Consider the following 19887-nt stretch of genomic DNA (forward strand, 5'->3'; position numbering starts at 1 on the left):
ACCGTTACCCCTCGTGATTGCCGTGGGGGTGATGAAGGTCAGGCTGACAGGAATAGGTCAATGGGTCGCTGGCACCATTGGCGGCGAAGGCTGCCAGACGCTCGCGGCAGCTGCCACAGCGACCACAGGCATGCTGCCCACCTTCGTAGCAAGTCCAGGTCTTGGCATAATCGAGGCCCATGGCCAGACCATCGGCAAGAATCTCGCTCTTGCTGCGCTTGAGATAAGGTGCGTGGATTTCTACAGGCGAGAAGTTGGCAATGGCGGCGACGGCATTCATGGCCTCGACAAACTGAGGACGGCAGTCTGGATAGAGCACATGGTCACCACCATGGGCGCCATAGTCCACTCGCGAGGCACCGATGTTGACAGCCTTGGCAATGGCCAGGGAAAGCAGCACCATGTTGCGATTGGGGACTACCGTAGAGGTGAGGTTGTCCTCGGCATAATCGCCATCCGGCATCTCGCGGCTGGCATCGGTAAGCGCCGAATTATCGATCAGGCCGTGGATGGCAGTGATATCGACAATCTGGTGAGGAATGCCGAGTTCTGCGCACACTTGTCGTGCAACTTCCAGCTCACGCACATGGCGCTGGCCATAGTTGAACGAAAGAGCGTGAACTTCGCGATTTTCCCGCAGGGCACGATGAAGGACGGTGAAAGAGTCCATGCCGCCGGAGTAGATCACTACAGAGGCAGAGGAAGATTGGGTCATTTTCAAACTCATGATCGGAGAATTTGGACTAGCCGGGATCCGGTCCGGCGCCGCAAGGGTAACCAATTCCCCGAGCTGTGACTAGACATTCATCTCTTATGCAGTTGATCCTGATCAATGATGCCGGGAGACCGGCATGGCAACCTCCCCGGTTGCCCTGATGATGTCTGGTAATCCCCATGCAAGCTCCTGAACTGCTGTCGCCGGCAGGTACCTTCAAGAACATGACCTATGCCTTCGCCTATGGGGCGGATGCGGTCTATGCCGGTCAACCCCGTTATTCCCTGCGGGTGCGCAACAACGATTTCCATCTTGCCCATCTGCATGAAGGCATTGCCTATGCCCATGAGCGGGGCAAGCAATTCTATGTTGCTTCGAACATTGCTCCCCACAACAGCAAGCTCAAGACCTACCTGGATGACATGGCGAAGGTGGTCGAGGCGGGGCCGGATGCGCTGATCATGTCGGATCCTGGTCTGATCATGATGGTCCGAGAGCGCTGGCCGAACCAGGTGATCCACCTGTCGGTGCAGGCCAATGTGGTCAACTATCAGGCCGCGAGATTCTGGCAGCGGCAGGGGATAAGCCGCATCATTCTGTCCCGGGAATTATCGCTGGATGAAATTGCCGAGATTCGCAGTGAATGTCCAGACCTTGAAATCGAAACCTTCGTTCATGGTGCCCTGTGCATTGCCTATTCAGGACGTTGCCTGCTGTCCGGATACTTGAATCGCCGGGACCCCAATCAAGGTACCTGCACCAATGCATGCCGTTGGCAGTATCGAACCTTGCCTGCCGAAGAGGATGACAGTGGCGACCTGTTTGCATTGGTCGAAGAAGCCTCCCGGCCAGGTGAGCAGATGCCGGTATTCGAGGATGAGCATGGCACCTACATCATGAACTCAAGGGATCTGCGTGCCGTCCAGCATGTTGCCAGACTTGCCGAGATGGGCGTCCGTTCACTCAAGATCGAAGGACGTACCAAGTCGCATTACTATGTTGCGCGTACTGCCCAGGTCTATCGTCGGGCCATTGACGATGCCGTGGCTGGCCGGCCATTCGACATGACGCTGATGGATGAACTGGAGAATCTGGCTAACCGGGGTTATACGGAAGGCTTCTATCGTCGCCATGTACATGATGAATATCAGAATTATGAACGTGGCCATTCGATAGGCGTGCATCAGCAGTTTGTCGGCGAGGTCATCGGTCATGATCCGAACGCCGGCATGCTGGAGGTCGAGGTCAAGAACCGTTTTTCCGTAGGGGATCGCATGGAACTGATGCTGCCTTCGGGTAATCTGCGTTTCACCTTGCAGGCATTGGAAAACGCCTCGCGAGGCAAGATCACCGTAGCGCCAGGCTCGGGGCACCGTGTTCGCCTGGCTGTCCCAGGTTTGGTGAGTGACGAAGGCCAACTGTCGTTTGCCCTGTTGATGCGTGACCTGGAGCCAGCCCCTGGCGCTGATATAGCCATCGAGGTGCGTTGAATCGTCGAGTGGGAGAGCATCGTCTATGGTTAGTTTCGTGGCCTACTCATTCAGGAGCTTTCCATGGAACACCCGGATCATGCATTTAGTGAACTCTTCGAACAGCTGGGGCTTGCTTCTGATGCTGCGGCCATCAAGCGCTTCATCGATAACAATGCTCCATTGCCGGATGACATGGAACTTGCGGATGCGCCTTGCTGGAATGAAGGCCAGGCTGATTTTCTGCGTGAGGCAAAGGAAGATGATGCGGACTGGGCCGAGTTGGTAGACCAGCTGGATGCATCGTTACGCAAACAATAGCGATGGCGTGCATGGCTGGGTCGTTGCTGCTTGTGGAAAGAGATATCAGTCTGTCACAGACGGGCTTTTACACGTTCCAGAATCTGTTTGCTGACCTTGGCCACTAGCGGGCGCGCAGCGCGATCCACGGCCTTGGCCAGCAGGCGATTGCGAATCTGGTATTCCAGGGTCAAGGTGACCCGGGTACCTTCATCGACGGCTTCCAGGTCGTAATGCCCCTGATTGTGTATACCCTCTGTTGATTCCCAGGCCAGCTTGGTGGGGGCGATCTTCTCCGTGATCTGGACGGCAAAGGTCCAATCCATGCCCACCGCGTGGACATGCCAGTGGTAGCGTTCCTCACCCAAAGGCTCGATGGCTGTGATCAGGTCCGAGTACTCGGCAAAATCCTCGACGCGTTCGAGCAGTGCGAAGACCTTGTCGGGTGGCGCAGGAAGGATGGCGCTGTGTGTAATGCTCCTCATGGAATCAGCCCCTCTCGCCTACCAGGGAAGTGCGAAAGCGCCGCAGACGCTCTTCCGTCGGAAGGGGCTGGGCCAAGAGGTGAACAAGCTTGGTGTAAGCTGCCTCGGGCGTCATGTCGTCACCAGAGATGACGCCGGCCTCGCTCAGCAACTGGCCTGCCGCGTAATGGCCGATTTCGATAGTGCCATGCGGACATTGGCTGATGGCGACGATCATCTTGCCTTGAGCAGTGGCTTCCGCCATCACCGCAGCCAGTTCCAGATCTTCGGGTATGTTACCGCCACCCCAGACTTCGATCAGAGCTCCCTCGACGCGCTTGTCGCTGAGCCATGCAGCCAATTGCCAGGCTTGAATGCCCGGCCACAGGGAGAGCCGGATGACCTTGTCGCCCATGTTGCGGTAATCGGCCTGCTCAAAGCGCGGAGCACCACGTTGAGTTGCCTCCAGACCATGGCTTTCAAACAGCAGCCAATCGTCGCCGCGCCGTTCGCCTAATGCGGAAAGGTTGGGGCTGACGAAGGCATTGGCATCGCGAGTTTGCCACTTGCGGGCCCGACAGCCACGCAGCAGCAGATCATTGAAGCATAGTGCCACTTCCTGTAGTTGCGGCATGGCAGCAAAGCGTAGGGCAGTTTCGATGTTGCGTGGAGCGTCGCTGTCTTGGGCTTCCATGGGAAGCATGGCGCCGGTGACGATGACCGGACGATCAATGCCCAGGAGCTGGAAGGCCAGGCTCGACGCTGTCCAGGCCAGAGTATCCGTCCCGTGAAGTACGACGACTCCTGCATAGTCGCTGTAGCAGTCGGCAATATCCGCGGCCAGGTTTGCCCAGTCTTCGGGTCTGGCGCTGCTTGAATCGATGGGGTGGTCCACTTCATGCCAGACAAACGCGGGCAAGGCTGCACGGCGTTCTGGTGGCAGGGCATCGAGTGCCTGGCGAACACGACCTTCGACATCTTTTCCAGGGGCCAGACCTTGATCGGTTTCCACCATGCCGAGAGTGCCTCCGGTGTAGAGCACCAGCAGAGGGGCATTGGAAATCGCAGTCATGGGCTTGGTTCCTCGGTTCGTGGCCAGTTGTCATTCAGGGTCGCCCGCCATGATACGGGTTCTCGCAAGACGGACAAGTCGATGCAGCATGTACGGCAAGCAGTATGCAGGTACGGTCAGGACTCATGAGAATCCCATACTCGGCTCGTAAACGTCATGTTCGAGAATATAGGCTCGAGCGCATGAATGTCGAAAACGTGGGTCTCGAAAACATGGGCCTCGAAAACATGAGTGCCGGAAATGAGTCGGTCAGCGGGTAATGAGACGACCTTCCTCGTCGAAGGCGAGTTGACGGTTGCGTCCGGCAAACCAGCTGCATGCAGCGGCCAGTGTGGCGATGGCCACCAGGGCTGCGGTAATCCAGGGGATACCGACATCGAGCTGAAGCATGATGCCGACACTAAAGGGTCCCAGGGAAGCGAGGGCGTAGCCGCCTCCCTGGGCAAGGCCAGAGAGGCGGCCAGCCAGGCGAGAATCCGCACTACGCAGCACGATCAGAGCCAGTGCCAGACTGAAGCTGCCACCCTGGCCAAGGCCAAGCATCACTACGCCAGGCAGTTTCCAGAATGGGCCGGCCAACAGTAACAGGCACAGGCCTGTCGTCGAGAAGCTGAGCCCAAGCAGTAATGCTGGACGCTGGTCTCGGCCCAAGCGTGCAAGCCAGGGAGCGGCCAGTGCCGAGATCAATTGAATCAGCACCGACAGGCCCATCAACCAACCGGCCTCGGCTTCGTCATAACCTCGTTTGACGAGAAGAGTGGGTAGCCAGCCAAAGACGATGTAGGCCAAGGAGGACTGAGCTCCCATGAACACCATGATCTGCCAGGTGAGCGGTTGGCGCAGAATGCCTCTGGTGGCCCCGGTGCCTGTCTGACCTGGTGCATGTGGGGTAGCGGGGGTACGTGGCATGCCCAGTTCCCAGGCCACAAGTGCCACGATAGCCAGCAACGACCAGGCAGCAAGCCCGGGAGGCCAGCCCCCCAGCCAGTCGCTGAGTGGAATGGACAGGCCTGCGCCGAGGGCGCCACCGAGGCACAGGGCCATGGTATATACCCCGGTCATGAGGTCGGCACCATGCGGCAGCTCGCGTTTGACCAGGGCTGGTAACAGGGCACCGCCCACGCCGATGCCAGCACCGACCAGGAAAGTCCCTGTAAACAGTGCCCAGGGGCTGGCAAGCCAGCGCAGCAGCAAGCCAACGGCAATGACGACCAAGGACAGTGCCAGAGCTCGCTCCGGACCAAACTGGCGCGACAGGCGTGGTGCTGCCGGGGCAAACAGGCCAAGGCAGAGTACCGGCAATGTGGTCAGTGCGCCGATGGACAGTGGGGTCAGTGCAGTATCCTGCTGAACTCGGTTGAGTACTGGGGCCAGGGACGACAAGGCCGGACGCAGGTTCAGCCCAACCAGTACCATCAGAAACAAAAATCGCCACGGAATGGTCTTGGCAGTCATCTCAAGCCCCAGAGCAGGTATTAAACAGGGTCGAAAAGTACGAGCTACGCCAGATGCGGGCGCAGATCACCACGAACTTGATCGGCGAATGTCAGGAAGTTGGTCTGACGGTCGCCATCGGTGCGGTCAACGCGCACGACCAGGGCCATATTCTGACTGGTCAGCAACTGGTCGTAGATTTCCAGTGTGACTTTTTCCGCCGTTGTCTTGCCGGGCTCCTGTTGGCCATTCTCCAGGCGAAAGGTTTCCAGCAAGGTGGCGCGAACCCGTGTGGTTCCCCCTTCAGCCAGGACTCGGCGAACAAACAGCCAGCCTTCGCAAGTGACTGCGACGCCATCGTGGTCACGCTGATAGAGGGTGCGATAGCAGGCTCCCTGCTCTGCGCCCTTGTCAGCCATGCTGCGATAGGCTTCGGTCATGCGGGTCGCAGAGATTCGGGCATCGTCAAGCTTCTTGCGTGCCGCGCGAAACTCACTGTCCAGTTGAGACTGGCGCCGGAATGCACGCCATTGGAGATATTCATTGATCAGTTCTTTGGAGGCCATCCTGTCATCCTCGGAATTCGGCAAGGACCGCGCTGTTTTCACCGATACGCTTTCATTGGCCTGCGTACCGGCCTGTGCTGTCAAGCAGGGCGGCCCAGGAGAGTGGGTTCGTTAAGCCTGACGACGCTGACCGGAGCGGCTGCGCCGACGACGTGCTGCCGGCTGGTTGGTGCCCTCGGTCGTGCGGGATGTGTTCCCGCTATTGCGGCTCTGGGCACTTCGACGCTCCTGGTCGCCCCGGTTGCGTTTCTGTCCATTGGTATTGTCCCGGCTCCGTCTTTGACCGCCGTTCCCGCGGTTGCGGCCATTTTCGATGGGTTCCGGTTTGGCATTGGGGTCCGGCTCGAAACCCGGTTCAATGCGTTTTTCCAGGTCTCGCTTGATCAGGCGCTCGATGTTGCGCAACAGGCCATGCTCATCCACGCAGACCAGTGACACCGCCTGGCCTTCATTGCCGGCACGTCCGGTGCGACCAATGCGATGCACATAGTCTTCGGCAACGTTGGGCAGCTCGAAGTTGACGACGTGGGGCAACTCGTCAATGTCCAGACCACGGGCGGCGATATCGGTTGCCACCAGCACCTGCAGCTCGCCTGACTTGAAGGCTCCCAGGGCACGAGTACGGGCAGATTGGCTTTTGTTGCCATGGATGGCCATGGCCGAAATGTCCTGCTTGCCAAGGTGTTCTGCGAGACGGTTGGCACCATGCTTGGTGCGGGTGAATACCAGTACCTGGTACCACTGCTGTGTCGTGATCAGATGGGACAACAGCTCACGCTTGCGCTCACGGTCGACTCGATAGATCGCTTGATCGACGGTTTCTGCTGTGGTGTTGCGGCGAGCCACTTCGATCAGTTGGGGATTGTTCAGCAAGCGATCCGCCAGTGCCTGGATCTCGTTGGAGAACGTCGCCGAGAACAGCAGGTTCTGACGTGCCTGGGGCAAGAGTTTCAGTACGCGGCGAATGTCATGGATGAAGCCCATGTCGAGCATGCGGTCGGCTTCGTCCAGGACCAGGATCTCTACCTTGGATAGATCCACATGGCCCTGCTGATGCAAGTCGAGCAGACGACCTGGTGTAGCAATGAGAATATCCAGGCCCGGGCGCAGGGCATCGATCTGTGGTTGTTGGCCAACGCCGCCGAAGATCACGTGGCTGGTCAGTTTCAGGAAACGTCCATAGGCGGTGACGCTTTCACCAACCTGGGCCGCCAGCTCGCGGGTCGGGGTGAGCACCAGAGACCGAACCTGACGGGGTTGTGGACGTGGTCCGTCGGCCAGGCGCTGAAGCATGGGAAGGGTAAAGCCAGCCGTCTTGCCTGTACCGGTCTGGGCGCTAGCGAGAAGATCGCCTCCCTGGATGACGGCGGGGATGGCCTGACGTTGAATCGGAGTAGGGGTATCGTAACCCAGCGCTTCGATGGCTCGAAGCAGTTCGGCACGCAGGCCGAGGTCGGAAAAACTCATGCAAGCTCCAGCTCGCACGCACTCGCAGGACATCATCAAGACGACGTCAGTCCAGTCCTTGCGCGAGGCGTGGGGAAAAAATTCGGATGACCGTCAAACAGTAACAAGGGAATAAAGAGTGTTTTCTGGGAAAACACTGCACCAGGGCATTGATGCGAGAACCGATCTGTGCAGCGTGCCATTCGTCGCGTCATCAACCTGTGCAGTGCTTTCTTGAGAAAACACAACACACTGTGTGAAGCAGTTCCCTTACAAGCAGCGGCCATGATGACAGAAATCATGCTGCTGCGCAGCTTGGTAATTCACTTCACGAGTTCGTGGTACGAACGCCAGCGGCGATATCGTCAGCCACCTGGTCCCAACTGCGCCCTAGTGCGCGCACCAAAGCCGGGTAACCGTCATTGCCAAGATCGACTTGAGCATTGAAGGGCGCATAGCTGACAACCGTGCCCTGATCGTCGCGCAATAGCCACTGGCCTGACGCAATCGCGTAACCGGCATAGTGTCCTTGGAAACGATCAACAGAAATTTCCAGTGTCAGGGCGTCCTGTGGAGAGTTGCCACGGGCCAGCAGCACCTTCTGGCCGGGAAGTCGCTGTGCAAGGCGGTCGCGCATGCCTCGCTCAAGCTGTTGGCTGAGCGGGGCAGCCCATAGGTTGCTGTTGGCTTCATTGAGCGTCAGGTCATCCAACTGCAACACGATGCCGTCGTTGCTGAGGAAGTCTGCCATGCGTGGAGACGAGATCAGCAACGTGGTGGTGGATGCCGTTGGCACTCTGGCATCCGTACTGCCGGCATCTGCCGGCAGCAGGTAACGGTTGGTCGTCGGAGTGCTGCTAGCGCAGCCTCCCAGCCATAGTGCCAGCAGGGGAAGGCTGAGTTTCCATATCGGCCTCATTGGCTGCTCCTGGTATTCGGGGCTCGGGGAATGGGGTCTTCGGTATCGAGGCTGTCGAAGATCAGCGAGCTGGGTTTGTCACTGATCTTGCGTGCAGCAGGCTGCAGGTCACGCATCAGTGTCTCGACTTCATCAAGCGTTCTGGTCAGGTCCTGATACGCATCGGAGTTTGGTGATAGCCCGTGAATGGTGCGCTTGAGTTCGAGCAGCGTCGAGTTGAGGTTGCCAAGCAGGTTCTGACTATCCGGATTACCGAGCATTTTATTCATGTTGCTGACCAGTTCCTTGGCTTGATCGAGAGTCGCCTCGGATACCTGCAAGTTGCGATCCAGGCCGCTGAGGACAGACTCCACATCAAGTCGGTTAAGCTTGTCGAGCAACGCAGTGACCTGAGACTGGATCTGGGCCAGACCAGACCGAGAAGTCGGAAAGACGGGACGACCGGCGAAGGTTTCCGGTGTGTACTGGCCGCGCAGAGCAGGGTCGAACTTCAGTTCCACGAACAGCGCACCAGTGATCAGGCTGCCGCTCTTGAGCGTGGCTCTCAGGCCGGCATTGAACAAGCGTTCGTAGCGGGTCTTCCATTCGTCCAGATCCATCTCCAGGCCAAGGCGCTGGGGCTCAATACGGATCAATACTGGAATGGCCAGAGTGTCGCGCTGCTCATCGCGGATCGATGAGAAGTTCCATGGCACGGCGGCCACGGTACCAATGCGCACACCACGGAATTCCACCGGTGCCCCTTTGCTCAAACCGCGTACCGTGTCTTCAACCAGCAGTACATAGTCAAGATGGCGGTTGAAAGAGCCTTGACGCGCCTCTTCTTCGTCAGCATACAACTGGAAGGTGGTATCCGCTGTCACAGGATCGCCGGCCGGGATGTCCTCGGGTAGACCGAAGGTGACACCACCGCCGATCAGGGACTCGAGAGAGCCGACCTTGACCTGAATACCATCTGCTCCAAGGCTGATGTCAAGACCACTGGCCGACCAGAAGCGTGTGTTCTCGGTGACTAATTGATCATAAGGACTCTCGATGAAGATTCGGCTCTGCATCGTCTGACTTTCGACGTCGAACTTTGTTTCTTCGACGCGTCCCACATTGATTCCCTGGTAAGTCACCGGGTCAGCGATCTTGAGCGCACTACCCGCTTGACTGACAAGACTGAGGCGAAGGCCTTCAGCTCCAGGTGGTGCCACCGGAGGCTGGTCGTGAACATCGAACGTTTTGTCTGAAATCTCGCTCTCACCCGGCTCAAGCTGAATGTACGCACCGGAAAATACTGTGCCCAGGCCGCTGACACCTCCGCGTCCGATACGTGGTTTGACGACCCAGAAGTAACTATCCTCGACCAGCATGGGATCGGCTTCCGGTGTCATGCGAGCGGTGATCTCGACCCCGGAAAGGTCTTCGCTCAAGCGTACGGTTTCGACTTGGCCAACTTCTACGTTGCGTGTCTTGATCAGTGTCTTGCCTGCCTCGATGCCTTCTGCTGTAGGCATATGAAGGCTAATCAGCGGTCCACGGCTGGAGTAATTGTCATAGACCAGCCAGGCGCCGATGAATAGTGCGACCAGCGGCACTATCCATACAGGGGACAAGCGAGACTGGCGTGCCGGTGTAGCCCGATGGGGATCGTCCTGTTCGGATCCTGGTGTGCGTGTATCGCCGTCGGTCATGGCGTTCTTCCCTGATTGTCGTAAATGCTGGCGTCAGAGCCCTTTATCTTGGCAGATGATACTTCATCCCACAGCAGTCGTGGATCAAAGCACATGGCAGCGACCATGGTGAGTATGACAACGCAGGCGAAGGCCAAGGCCGCGGGGCCGGGGGAAACCGACATCAGGGCGCCTGCTCGAATCAGCGCAGTGAGAATAGCGACCACGAAGACGTCGACCATGGACCAGCGTCCAATGAATTCTGTCAGCCGATAAAGGCGTGTGCGTGTACTGGAGCGCATGCCTGGTGCTCTGGGTGCCACCAAGCATAGCCAGGCCAGGGCCAGCATCTTGCCGATGGGTACCAGAACACTGGCAACAAATATCACGATAGCCACAGGCCAGGAACCATGACTGGCCAGATAGATGACCCCTCCGATGATGGTGTTGGGGTCGGAACTGCCCAGGCTGGTGGTGTACATGATGGGGTAGAGATTGGCCGGAATATAGAGCACTGCAGCAGTCAGTAACAGTGCCCAGCTGTATTGCAGGCTGCGTGGCTTGCGGGCGTGAAGCTTTTCGCCACATCGTTCGCAAGTACCATGGCCACGCTCATCAAGCCGCCCGATCAGGCCACAGGTATGACAACCGGCGAGATTCTGGGAGGCTGCTGTGGCACCGGTGTGGATACCTTCCGGTGCTGATGGCTCACCACCGGAAAGGGAAAACCATAGCCAATCGGAATCGAGGGACAGGGTGGTGGCCAGCAACAGCAGGGCATAAGCAATGAAGGCCCAGAACGAGACACCCAACGAAACTTCGGCCAGGCCGGCAATCTTGATCAGGCTGACCATGGTGCCCACGATGAACACATCGGCCATCATCCATGGCGTGATGTGTCCCAGCATACGGGCAATGGTGCGGCTCCAGGGCAGGCGATGAGGCAGCAGCAGGCTGATTTGCACCCATACGGCGGCCATCAGGTATAGCGCCGGTAGTACAAATACAGCCATCAGCACCATGAGTGCCACGATGGGTTGGTGCTGGGCGAGCATCTCCGTGGCAGTCTGGGTGACCTCGATCTGATTCCCGATGCCTCTTACGCTGAAGCGAATAAAGGGAAAGGAAATAGCGGCTATCAAGGCGATGGACGCGCTGATGGCCAGTGCCAGGCAACGCTGGACAGGAAGCGCATTGCGCTTGGCCAGAACCCCACCACAGCGTATGCAGCATGCCTGTTGGCCGGGTTGCAATGGAGGCAAGGCCATCACCCAGTCGCATTCATGACAAGCGCGCAGACGCCTCCGTGATGTCGGATGATGTTCCGGTGCCGGGTGTTCAGAAATCGGGGTGTTGCGAAGTCTGACGAGAGGGCCGTGGATAGGGCTGAGCACTGGGGTGGGTCTCCTCCCAAGAAGACAGAATCCAAAATGCTTGGCGAACAACTGTGCTCTTTCATGCGACTTCACTAGGCAACGTTGCATGAGATGTTGAGTTGTTCGCAGCGTGGACAATAGTCGAAAACGGATCCATCACGCATGACCGCGGTCTATTGTCTCTTCCATTGAATAAGAGTTTGACACGTTGACGTGAGCGACACCATAGACAACCATGCAGCCTCAGTTTCTATCGAGGAATGGACATGTTATTGGCGGCCATGGCGGTCATTGCGGGACTGGTTGTACTGATCTGGAGTGCTGATCGTTTTGTGGATGGCGCTGCAGCAACATCTGCCAGATTGGGGCTATCGCCATTACTGATAGGCATGCTGGTCATCGGCTTTGGTACTTCGGCACCAGAATTGACAGTATCTGCACTGGCAGCGGCCCAGGGCAATCCAGGGCTGGCGCTGGGTAATGCCTATGGCTCGAATATTGCCAATATCGGTCTGATTCTTGGCTTGGTGGCTATTGTCTCCCCGCTGGCCGTGAGTACTTCGGTGATCCGCCGTGAGCTGCCGGTGCTCGGTGTGGCCACGCTGGTGTCGGCTCTGATGATGCTGGGTGGAATGATCGGGCGTGTCGAAGGTGCTGTGCTGTTGGTGGCGCTGATGGGCTTCATTGGTTTCAGCATCTTCAATAGCCGGCGTTCGACGGCTTCTGGTGAAGTGGATTCTCTGGCGACGGATACCATGACCGAGATTGAATCCCACCCCATGTCACTGAAAGCATCCCTGACGTGGACGCTCATTGGTCTGGTCCTGCTGATCGCCAGCTCTCGCCTGCTGGTCTGGGGAGCGGTGGAAATTGCCCAGGGGCTTGGGGTTTCAGATCTGATCATCGGCCTGACTGTCGTGGCGGTAGGCACCTCTCTGCCAGAACTGGCTTCTTCTCTGAGTGCGTTGCGCCGCAATGAGCATGACCTGGTGGTTGGCAATGTGGTGGGTTCCAACCTGTTCAATACCCTGGGTGTGGTCGGCCTGGCTGCCGTCATCGCGCCTGTGGAGGTAGGAACAGAAGTGCTATTGAGGGACTGGAGCGTCATGACGGTCATGACGGTGCTGATGGCGGTATTTGCGCTAGGTTGGCCAAGCAGGGCGGGACGTATCACGCGATTCGATGGAATGGTCTTTCTGGCGATGTACATCGCCTATACCACTTACATGGTATCGCTGGTGCTGACCTAGGGCATTTTGCGGCCAAATGCCGCTGTGGCACGGTGCCGCGCGACAATTCCCCTCATGCGACAGAAGTAGGAGTAGGCTCTATGCTTAGTGCGAGTTCGAATCGAACTTGCACAGTTTGCGATGGAACGCCTTGATTCAGCGATATGACATCGCTGCGGCGCCACCAGGCACACCTCGAGCAGGATGATTCGGGCTCGCGCATTGCGGGGGAGAGTCTGTCAAGGAAAACGTCAGTCCATCTCCCTCTGCTTGGTTCTTCTCTGCTGCGAGGAATGTGTCATGGAACTGGACCCCGTGATCCTGTCACGCATACAGTTCGCCTTTGTCGTATCCTTCCATGCCATCTTTCCGGTGTTCACCATCGGTCTGGCATCTTATGTGGCCTTGCTCCATGGCCTGTTCTACAAGACCGGCAACCATGCCTGGGAGCGTCTGGCGGCTTTCTGGGTCAAGGTGTTTGCCGTGGTCTTCGGCATGGGCGTGGTCTCCGGTATCGTCATGGCCTTCCAGTTCGGTACCAACTGGAGCAACTTCAGCCTGGCGGGCTCCAACTTCCTGGGGCCGATGCTCAGTTATGAAGTCGTGACGGCTTTCTTCCTTGAAGCGGGCTTTCTCGGTGTGTTGCTGTTCGGACGGGGCAAGGTACCTGAAGGTGTTCACCTGTTCGCCGCCATCATGGTAGCGGTGGGTACGTTCATTTCAGCATTCTGGATTCTCTCTACCAATAGCTGGATGCAGACACCGGCCGGGGTGGAACTGGTCAATGGCCGCTTCCATGTCACGGACTGGGCCGAAGCGATGTTCACGGCATCGTTCCCTTACCGTTTCGCTCATATGGCACTTGCTTCGTTTCTCACCGGCGGCTTTGTGGTGGCGGGCGTCAGTGCCTGGTACCTGCTGATTGGCCGCGACGTGGAAGCCAATCGCAAGGCTCTCTCCATGTGCTTGTGGCTGTTGCTGGTGCTGACTCCTGTGCAGGCTGTCGTCGGTGATGCCCATGGTCTCAACACCTTGGAGCACCAGCCGACCAAGGTGGCGGCCATGGAGGCCAATTGGGAAACGCAGTCCAATGTGCCGCTGCTGCTGTTTGCCTGGCCAGACAAGGAAGCCCAGGAGAACCGTTTCGAGATCGGCATCCCCAGCCTGGCCAGCCTGATCCTGACGCATGACGTCGATGGCGTGGTGCCTGGTCTCAAGGAAGTGCCACCGGAAGAGCAGCCTCCCGTTGCATTTGTATTCTGGTCCTTCCGCGCCATGGTCGGTATGGGCGTACTGATGATTCTGGTGTCCCTGGTTGGCCTGTGGCTGCGTCGAGGCGGGCGGGTGTATCACTCCAAGCCTTTCCTGCAGACGCTCAGGCTGATGACCATCTCGCCCTTCATTGCCGTGCTGGGTGGCTGGTTCGTGACGGAAGCGGGGCGTTCTCCGTGGCTGGTATACGGCATCATGACCCAGGCCGAGGCAGTCACACCCTCTCTGACAGGCTGGATGGTGCTGGCCACGCTGATCGGTTATGCCGCGGTGTACGCGGTGGTGTTCCTCACAGGAGCCTATTATCTGACCCGCGTCGTGCGCCAAGGCATGCTGGCAGAAGAACCTCATCACGAGGTGGAACAACCCATGCGTCCATTGTCTGCCGCACACACCTCGCTTGAAGCCGATTCCGGCCGCGTTATCGGGAGCTGACCTCATGGAACTGATCAACCTCACTATGATCTGGGCGCTGATCATCGGTTTTGGCGTCATGATGTATATCCTCATGGACGGTTTCGACCTGGGGGTCGGCATCCTGTATCCCTTCGCCCCCAATGAGGAGGCCAGGGATGTGATGATGAACTCGGTGGCACCTGTATGGGATGGCAACGAAACCTGGCTGATCCTGGGCGGGGCAGGGTTGCTGGCAGCTTTTCCACTGGTCTACACCATCTTGTTGCCAGCGCTGTATCTGGGTGTCTTCCTGATGTTGGCGGGCCTGATCTTCCGTGGCATTGCCTTCGAATTTCGCTTCAAGTCCCGGCGTAACCGTCACTGGTGGAACATCGCCTTCTGTGGAGGATCGATGCTCGCCACTTTCTGCCAGGGGGTCGTGGTCGGGGCCTATATCCAGGGCTTTACCGTGGAAAACGATGTCTATGTAGGAGGAGCTTTCGACTGGCTTTCGCCTTTCACTGTGATCACTGGATTGTCTCTGGTGGCGGGCTATGCGCTGCTGGGAGCGACATGGACCATCATGAAGAGCGAGGGAGAAGTGCAGGACTGGGCCTATCGCATCACGCCGAAACTCCTGGTGCTGGTGCTGATCGGCTTTGCCGTGATCAGCCTCTATACGCCTTTTGTGGATGAGTATGTGCGTGAACGCTGGTTCGGGCATCTGTCCCTGTTCTGGATCTTCCCTGTGCTGGGCCTTGTGTGTGCTGCCTGGATCTGGCGCGCGGTGGGTCGGCGCAATGAAGGACAGCCCTTCGTTGCTACGTTGGGCCTGTTCCTGTTCAGCTACCTGGGGCTGGTAGCAAGCAAATGGCCTTACCTGGTACCGCCGGACATCACCATCTGGGATGCGGCCTCTGCACCGGAATCTCAATTGTTCCTGCTGCTTGGCGTGCTATTCGTGATCCCGGTGGTTCTGGGGTACACCGCATGGTCCTATTGGGTGTTCAGAGGAAAGGTGCGTGGCCACGGTTACCACTGAACCTGTTCACTCTACAGAGGATGCCTCCGCATCCCGCCGACGGCGTGGCTCTCCAGCCCGCCGTTGGCTGATGCAACGTACCGTTGAGCAACGCCTGTGGTTGAATCTGGCGGTGCTCAGCGGTTGTCTAGGTAGCTTCGCCGTCATTGCTCAACTGATACTGCTCGCTCGAATCGTCGCCAGTGTCGTTCAAGGGAGTGCACTTGCGGCACAGTGGCCTCTGGCGACGGCCATTGTGGTGCTGCTGGCATTGCGCAGTGGGTTGACCATGACCCAGGAATTGTTGGCGCAGAAGGCCAGCCAGAACCTGCGTCGCAGGGTGCGCGCCGAGGTGTTCGATCACTGGGCACGCCTGGGACCGGTGCGGGTGGGTAATCACCATAGTGCAGGCCTGGCTCACCAGTGGGTCGAGCAGGTCGAAGCCCTGGATGGTTATGTGGCTCGCTTTTGGGTTCAGACGCGCCTGGTGCTCATTGTGCCAGTGGTGATTCTCGCTCTGGTGGTCTGGCAGGACTGGCTCGCGGCGGTACTGCTGGCACTTACCGCACCCCTGATTCCCTTGTTCATGGCGCTGGTCGGTATGGGGGCAGAGTCGCTCAATCGCGAGCAATTCTTGGCGGTGGCACGGCTGTCGGGTCACTTCATCGATCGTGTGAGGGGGATCACGACGTTGCGCCTGTTCGGGGCGACTCAGCGAGCCACTCTGGAAGTGTCTGCGGTCGCCCATGATTATCGCCGCCGCAGCCTGCGAACGCTGCGACTGGCCTTCCTCTCTTCGGCGGTGCTCGAATTCTTTTCTTCCGTAGCCATTGCTGTGGTGGCCATCTACATCGGTTTCGGTCTGCTGGGTGACATTCCCTTCGGGCCTGCCTCGCAACTGACTTTGTTCAGTGGCTTGATGATTCTGCTGCTGGCTCCTGAGTTCTTTCAGCCGTTACGCACTCTGTCACAGTTCTATCATGATCGTGCTTCGGCTCTGGCGGCGGCAGAAGGGCTGCATGAGCTATTGCAGGAGCCGATCGATGCACTGCGTCTGAATCCTGTGGCTGAACCTACCTTGCAAGAGATGGATGCACTGGTGCGGCTGCAAGGTGCGACGTTGGATCATGCGGGGAGGGGACGAGTATTAGGGCCTGTCGACATGGCCGTTGAACGTGGTCAGGTATGGGTATTGAGCGGACCTTCCGGCTCTGGAAAGTCCAGCCTGCTGCAACTGCTGGCCGGCTTTGTCGGTGCCGGTGAAGGCGAACGCCAGGCGATTCCCGGATTGATGTGTGCATGGATGGACCAGCGTCCTCTGTTGATACAGGGCAGTATCGCTGACAACTTGCGCCTGACAGCGCCCCAGGTGAGTGATGAACAATTGCACCAGGCATTGGTGCGAGCAGGGCTGGCCGAGGTGCTGGACGCCTTGCCTCAAGGGCTGCAAACCTCGTTGGGTGAAGGTGGCTATGGCTTATCTGGCGGTCAGGCACAACGCCTGGCATTGGCACGTATCTTCCTGAGTGATGCACCGCTGGTGCTGCTGGACGAGCCGACGGCAAGCGTCGACGAGGAGACCGAGCGAGCGCTGGTACGAGGATTTGAATCTCTGGTGGCGGAAGGTCGCTCTCTGGTCATCGCGACTCACCATCCGGCGTTGATGGCCATGGGACAGCATCATGTGATTCTCGCGGAAGGCAAGGAGGTGTGTCATGGCTGAGCGCAGAGGGATATTCGCTACGCTTGGCCCTTGGTTGCGTCTGCATGACCAACATCGCGGGCGTCTGGTGGTGGGGGCGCTATTGATGCTGGCAACGGCACTGTCAGCACTTGGCCTGCTGGCTGTGTCCGGCTGGTTCATCACGGCTTCTGCGCTGACAGGAGTGGCCCTGGCCGCTGGTGCGGCAGCGACGCTGGATGTGTATACCCCGGGTGGCGGGATTCGGCTGTTTGCCGTGTCCCGTACGGTTTCCCGCTATCTGGAGCGTCTTTACAACCACGATACGATTCTGCGTTTGCTGGCAGACTTGCGCGTGCGCATGTTCGCCGGTCTTGCGCGTATGGATGCGTCACGGCTGGCAGGGCGCCGGGCAAGTGACTGGCTCAATCGCCTGACGGCCGATATCGACACGCTGGATGCTCTGTACCTGCGCCTGCTTGCGCCTCCGCTGGTGGCATTGCTGCTGGGTGCTGCGCTCCTTGCACTGGTGGCGATCTGGCTGCCTGGTGTGGTGCTGTGGCTAGGGGGGCTCCTGTTATTCGCCTGGTGCTGGCTGACCTTTGGTCAGGCCAGGCTGGGGATGGTCGCCAGCCGACGCAGGGTCGAGACGCTGGAGCAATTACGCTCGGGCGTCATGGAGTCCCTGCGAGGCTTTGCCGAACTGGAAGCCTATGGTGCGCTGGATCGGCGTCGTATCCAACTGGAAGACATCGAGGCCCAGCTGTTCAAGGATCAATGGCGTCTTGCGGTGGTCACCGCCATAGGTAATGCCCTGGTCACGGCGTTGATCGGAGGCACCTGGTTGCTGTTGCTGATGATGGGGGCCGCGGCATTTGCCAACGGCGGTCTGAGCGCACCAATAATGGTGATGTTGCCCTTGGCCGCCATGGCTCTGAGTGAAGGGTTGGCCGCACTACCCGGCGCGTTCACTCAGCTTGGCGCCACGCTTGCTGCGGCTGAGCGGCTGAATGTCATTGATGACGTGGCGATAATGCCAGAAGGCGATGCTGCGTTGCCTCCTGGTCCGTTGTCATTGAGTGGCAAGGCATTGAGCTTTCGTTATTCCGGGGCCCTGTTTGATGCCCTGCACGATGTGAACTTGCATGTGGCAGCAGGGGAAAGCGTTGCACTGTGTGGCCCCTCTGGCGCAGGGAAGTCCACTCTGTTGGCGTTGGTGGGCGGGCAACTGAACCTGCAGCAGGGGCAGCTTTCGATAGGCGGTCATCCTGTCGACATGTTGGCACCTGATGCACTGGCGGCAGGTGTAGGATGCTTGACCCAGAGTGTCGATCTGTTCGATGCCAGTCTGTCGGAGAATCTGCGACTGGCGGCACCGGAAGCGGATGACACCTGCTTATGGGCGGCTCTCGAAGCCGTGGACTTGAAGGATTGGGCACAGGCCTTGCCGGCAGGGCTCGAGACTCGTGTGGGCGAGGGTGGCCGCCAGGTATCGGGAGGACAGGCGCGACGCATTGCCCTGGCCCGACTGTCTCTGACCCAGCCGGGACTGGTGTTGCTCGATGAGCCCTTTGCGGGGCTTGATGCCGCCACTGCCGAACGAGTCGCAGAGAGGCTCGAGCCATGGCTTAAGCAACGCACGGTGGTTTATCTGGTGCATGAGCATGACCCTGCGACACCGAAACCCGGAATGAGCAAGGTAACACGCAGTATTGGGTTGGCACCTCGGCATGCGTCAACGTGGCGCACGACGGTCGAATCCGTCACCCTATAAGGGATAATGTCTTATCGAGCGGCCAAGGAAACCGCTGTGCCCTTTTGCCTTGTGTCCCCAAGGAGTGACCATGTCCGATGATTTCCTTACCCGCCTGCCTAAAGCCGAGTTGCATTTGCATATCGAAGGCACGCTGGAACCGGAACTGATGTTCCAGTTGGCCCAGCGTAATGGTGTGACGCTTCCTTACTCAGATATCGAGGCCGCACGTGCGGCCTACGACTTTACTGATCTGCAGTCCTTCCTCGATCTTTACTACCAGGGAATGAGCGTTCTGTTGACGGCCCAGGACTTCGAGGACCTGGCCATGGCGTATTTCCAGCGTGCTGCCAAGGAGGGAGTCGTGCATGTCGAGATGCACGTAGACCCCCAGGCGCACCTTGTGCGCGGCGTATCATTCGACACGCTGATGGAAGGTCTTGTACGAGCGCGGCAACGGGCACTTGTCGAACTGGACCTGTCCAGCGCGATGATTCTGGCTTTTCTACGTGATAGGCCAGCAGAAGAGGCCATGGAAGTGCTGGAAAGCAGCCGTCATTGGCACGAGCATTTCAGTGCTGTGGGCCTCGACAGCGCAGAGCAGGGTAATCCACCGAGCAAGTTTCGCGATGTCTTTCTGCGCGCCAAGGCGCTTGGTCTGGCACGGGTCGCCCATGCAGGAGAAGAAGGGCCGCCTGGCTATATACGTGAAGCCCTGGAGGAACTTGATGTTTGCCGTATCGACCACGGTGTGCGTGCTGTGGAAGATGTGGAGTTGCTCGAACGCCTGTCTGATGAAGGCACGGTGCTGACGGTATGCCCGTTGTCCAATGTGCGTCTGAAAGTCGTGGAACGGCTGGAGGATCACAGCTTGCCACAACTGGTGGATGCTGGCCTGGTCGTCACACTCAACTCTGATGACCCGGCATATTTTGGCGGTGGGTTGCGCGATAACTATGCAGAGTGCCAGCGAGCCTTTGGCTGGTCCAGGGAGACCCTGCGCTGGTTGGCGGGCAATGCCATCGATGCTGCCTTCATGGAGGAAGACCGACGCGCCATGCTGCGTGAGCGGCTCGCCAATGCTTGATTGACAAGCGAGCCACGAACCCGAGTATT

At 58.5% G+C, this 19887-nt stretch carries 17 protein-coding genes; 8 read left to right on the forward strand and 9 right to left on the reverse strand.

Annotation, left to right across the window (positions count from 1 at the left end):
- Positions 1 to 4: 4 nt before the first annotated feature.
- Positions 5 to 715 carry a 7-cyano-7-deazaguanine synthase QueC gene (gene queC / locus Q1K07_RS15095; RefSeq protein ID WP_300312560.1) on the reverse strand — a complete coding sequence of 237 codons (711 nt, stop codon included), beginning with the start codon at positions 713 to 715 and terminating at the stop codon, positions 5 to 7.
- A gap of 179 nt (positions 716 to 894) precedes the next feature.
- On the opposite strand from queC, the gene yegQ reads away from it, so the two are divergent.
- Positions 895 to 2205: a tRNA 5-hydroxyuridine modification protein YegQ gene (gene yegQ, locus Q1K07_RS15100; protein ID WP_300312563.1), complete on the forward strand. Its 1311-nt coding sequence runs from the start codon at positions 895 to 897 to the stop codon at positions 2203 to 2205.
- 63 nt (positions 2206 to 2268) lie between these two features.
- A complete protein-coding gene (locus Q1K07_RS15105) occupies positions 2269 to 2505 on the forward strand; it encodes a DUF2789 domain-containing protein (RefSeq protein ID WP_300312566.1) in 237 nt (78 codons plus the stop codon).
- Positions 2506 to 2558: 53 nt separating this feature from the next.
- On the opposite strand, the gene Q1K07_RS15110 is transcribed toward Q1K07_RS15105, so the two are convergent.
- The 8 genes from Q1K07_RS15110 to Q1K07_RS15145 all read right to left on the reverse strand — a co-directional run bounded on the left by Q1K07_RS15110 (position 2559) and on the right by Q1K07_RS15145 (position 11389).
- Positions 2559 to 2969: an SRPBCC family protein gene (locus Q1K07_RS15110; RefSeq protein ID WP_300312568.1), complete on the reverse strand. Its 411-nt coding sequence runs from the start codon at positions 2967 to 2969 to the stop codon at positions 2559 to 2561.
- Between the two features lie 4 nt (positions 2970 to 2973).
- Complete coding sequence (locus tag Q1K07_RS15115; RefSeq protein ID WP_300312571.1) at positions 2974 to 4020, reverse strand: asparaginase; 1047 nt, start codon at positions 4018 to 4020, stop codon at positions 2974 to 2976.
- A 249-nt stretch (positions 4021 to 4269) separates the two neighbouring features.
- Complete coding sequence (locus Q1K07_RS15120; protein WP_300312573.1) at positions 4270 to 5475, reverse strand: MFS transporter; 1206 nt, start codon at positions 5473 to 5475, stop codon at positions 4270 to 4272.
- 44 nt (positions 5476 to 5519) lie between these two features.
- A complete protein-coding gene (locus Q1K07_RS15125; protein WP_300312575.1) occupies positions 5520 to 6020 on the reverse strand; it encodes a hypothetical protein in 501 nt (166 codons plus the stop codon).
- Between the two features lie 111 nt (positions 6021 to 6131).
- Positions 6132 to 7487, reverse strand: coding sequence for a DEAD/DEAH box helicase (locus Q1K07_RS15130; RefSeq protein ID WP_300312578.1), 1356 nt, complete (start codon positions 7485 to 7487; stop codon positions 6132 to 6134).
- A gap of 307 nt (positions 7488 to 7794) precedes the next feature.
- Positions 7795 to 8385, reverse strand: a complete 591-nt coding sequence (locus tag Q1K07_RS15135) for an ABC-type transport auxiliary lipoprotein family protein (RefSeq protein WP_300312581.1) — start codon at positions 8383 to 8385, stop codon at positions 7795 to 7797.
- Positions 8382 to 10064, reverse strand: coding sequence for an intermembrane transport protein PqiB (pqiB, locus tag Q1K07_RS15140; RefSeq protein ID WP_300312584.1), 1683 nt, complete (start codon positions 10062 to 10064; stop codon positions 8382 to 8384). Before pqiB ends, Q1K07_RS15135 begins: the two co-directional genes overlap by 4 nt.
- Positions 10061 to 11389: a paraquat-inducible protein A gene (locus Q1K07_RS15145; protein WP_300312617.1), complete on the reverse strand. Its 1329-nt coding sequence runs from the start codon at positions 11387 to 11389 to the stop codon at positions 10061 to 10063. Before Q1K07_RS15145 ends, pqiB begins: the two co-directional genes overlap by 4 nt.
- Positions 11390 to 11685: 296 nt before the next feature.
- Here Q1K07_RS15145 and Q1K07_RS15150 point away from each other — a divergent pair, with 296 nt between their 5' ends.
- The 6 genes from Q1K07_RS15150 to Q1K07_RS15175 all read left to right on the forward strand — a co-directional run bounded on the left by Q1K07_RS15150 (position 11686) and on the right by Q1K07_RS15175 (position 19858).
- A complete protein-coding gene (locus Q1K07_RS15150) occupies positions 11686 to 12669 on the forward strand; it encodes a calcium/sodium antiporter (RefSeq protein ID WP_300312587.1) in 984 nt (327 codons plus the stop codon).
- Positions 12670 to 12948: 279 nt separating this feature from the next.
- The gene (locus Q1K07_RS15155) at positions 12949 to 14355 is read left to right on the forward strand and encodes a cytochrome ubiquinol oxidase subunit I (RefSeq protein WP_300312590.1); all 1407 of its coding nucleotides are present in this window, start codon (positions 12949 to 12951) and stop codon (positions 14353 to 14355) included.
- Between the two features lie 4 nt (positions 14356 to 14359).
- A complete protein-coding gene (gene cydB, locus Q1K07_RS15160; protein WP_300312592.1) occupies positions 14360 to 15358 on the forward strand; it encodes a cytochrome d ubiquinol oxidase subunit II in 999 nt (332 codons plus the stop codon).
- A complete protein-coding gene (cydD, locus tag Q1K07_RS15165; protein ID WP_300312594.1) occupies positions 15339 to 17060 on the forward strand; it encodes a thiol reductant ABC exporter subunit CydD in 1722 nt (573 codons plus the stop codon). Before cydB ends, cydD begins: the two co-directional genes overlap by 20 nt.
- Positions 17053 to 18792, forward strand: a complete 1740-nt coding sequence (cydC, locus tag Q1K07_RS15170; protein ID WP_300312597.1) for a thiol reductant ABC exporter subunit CydC — start codon at positions 17053 to 17055, stop codon at positions 18790 to 18792. Before cydD ends, cydC begins: the two co-directional genes overlap by 8 nt.
- Before the next feature lie 70 nt (positions 18793 to 18862).
- Entirely contained in the window at positions 18863 to 19858 is a 996-nt protein-coding gene (locus tag Q1K07_RS15175; protein ID WP_300312600.1) for an adenosine deaminase, read from the forward strand.
- The last annotated feature ends 29 nt before the right edge of the window (positions 19859 to 19887 follow it).

The organism is Halomonas sp., assembly GCF_029263665.1.
Classification (GTDB): domain Bacteria; phylum Pseudomonadota; class Gammaproteobacteria; order Pseudomonadales; family Halomonadaceae; genus Halomonas.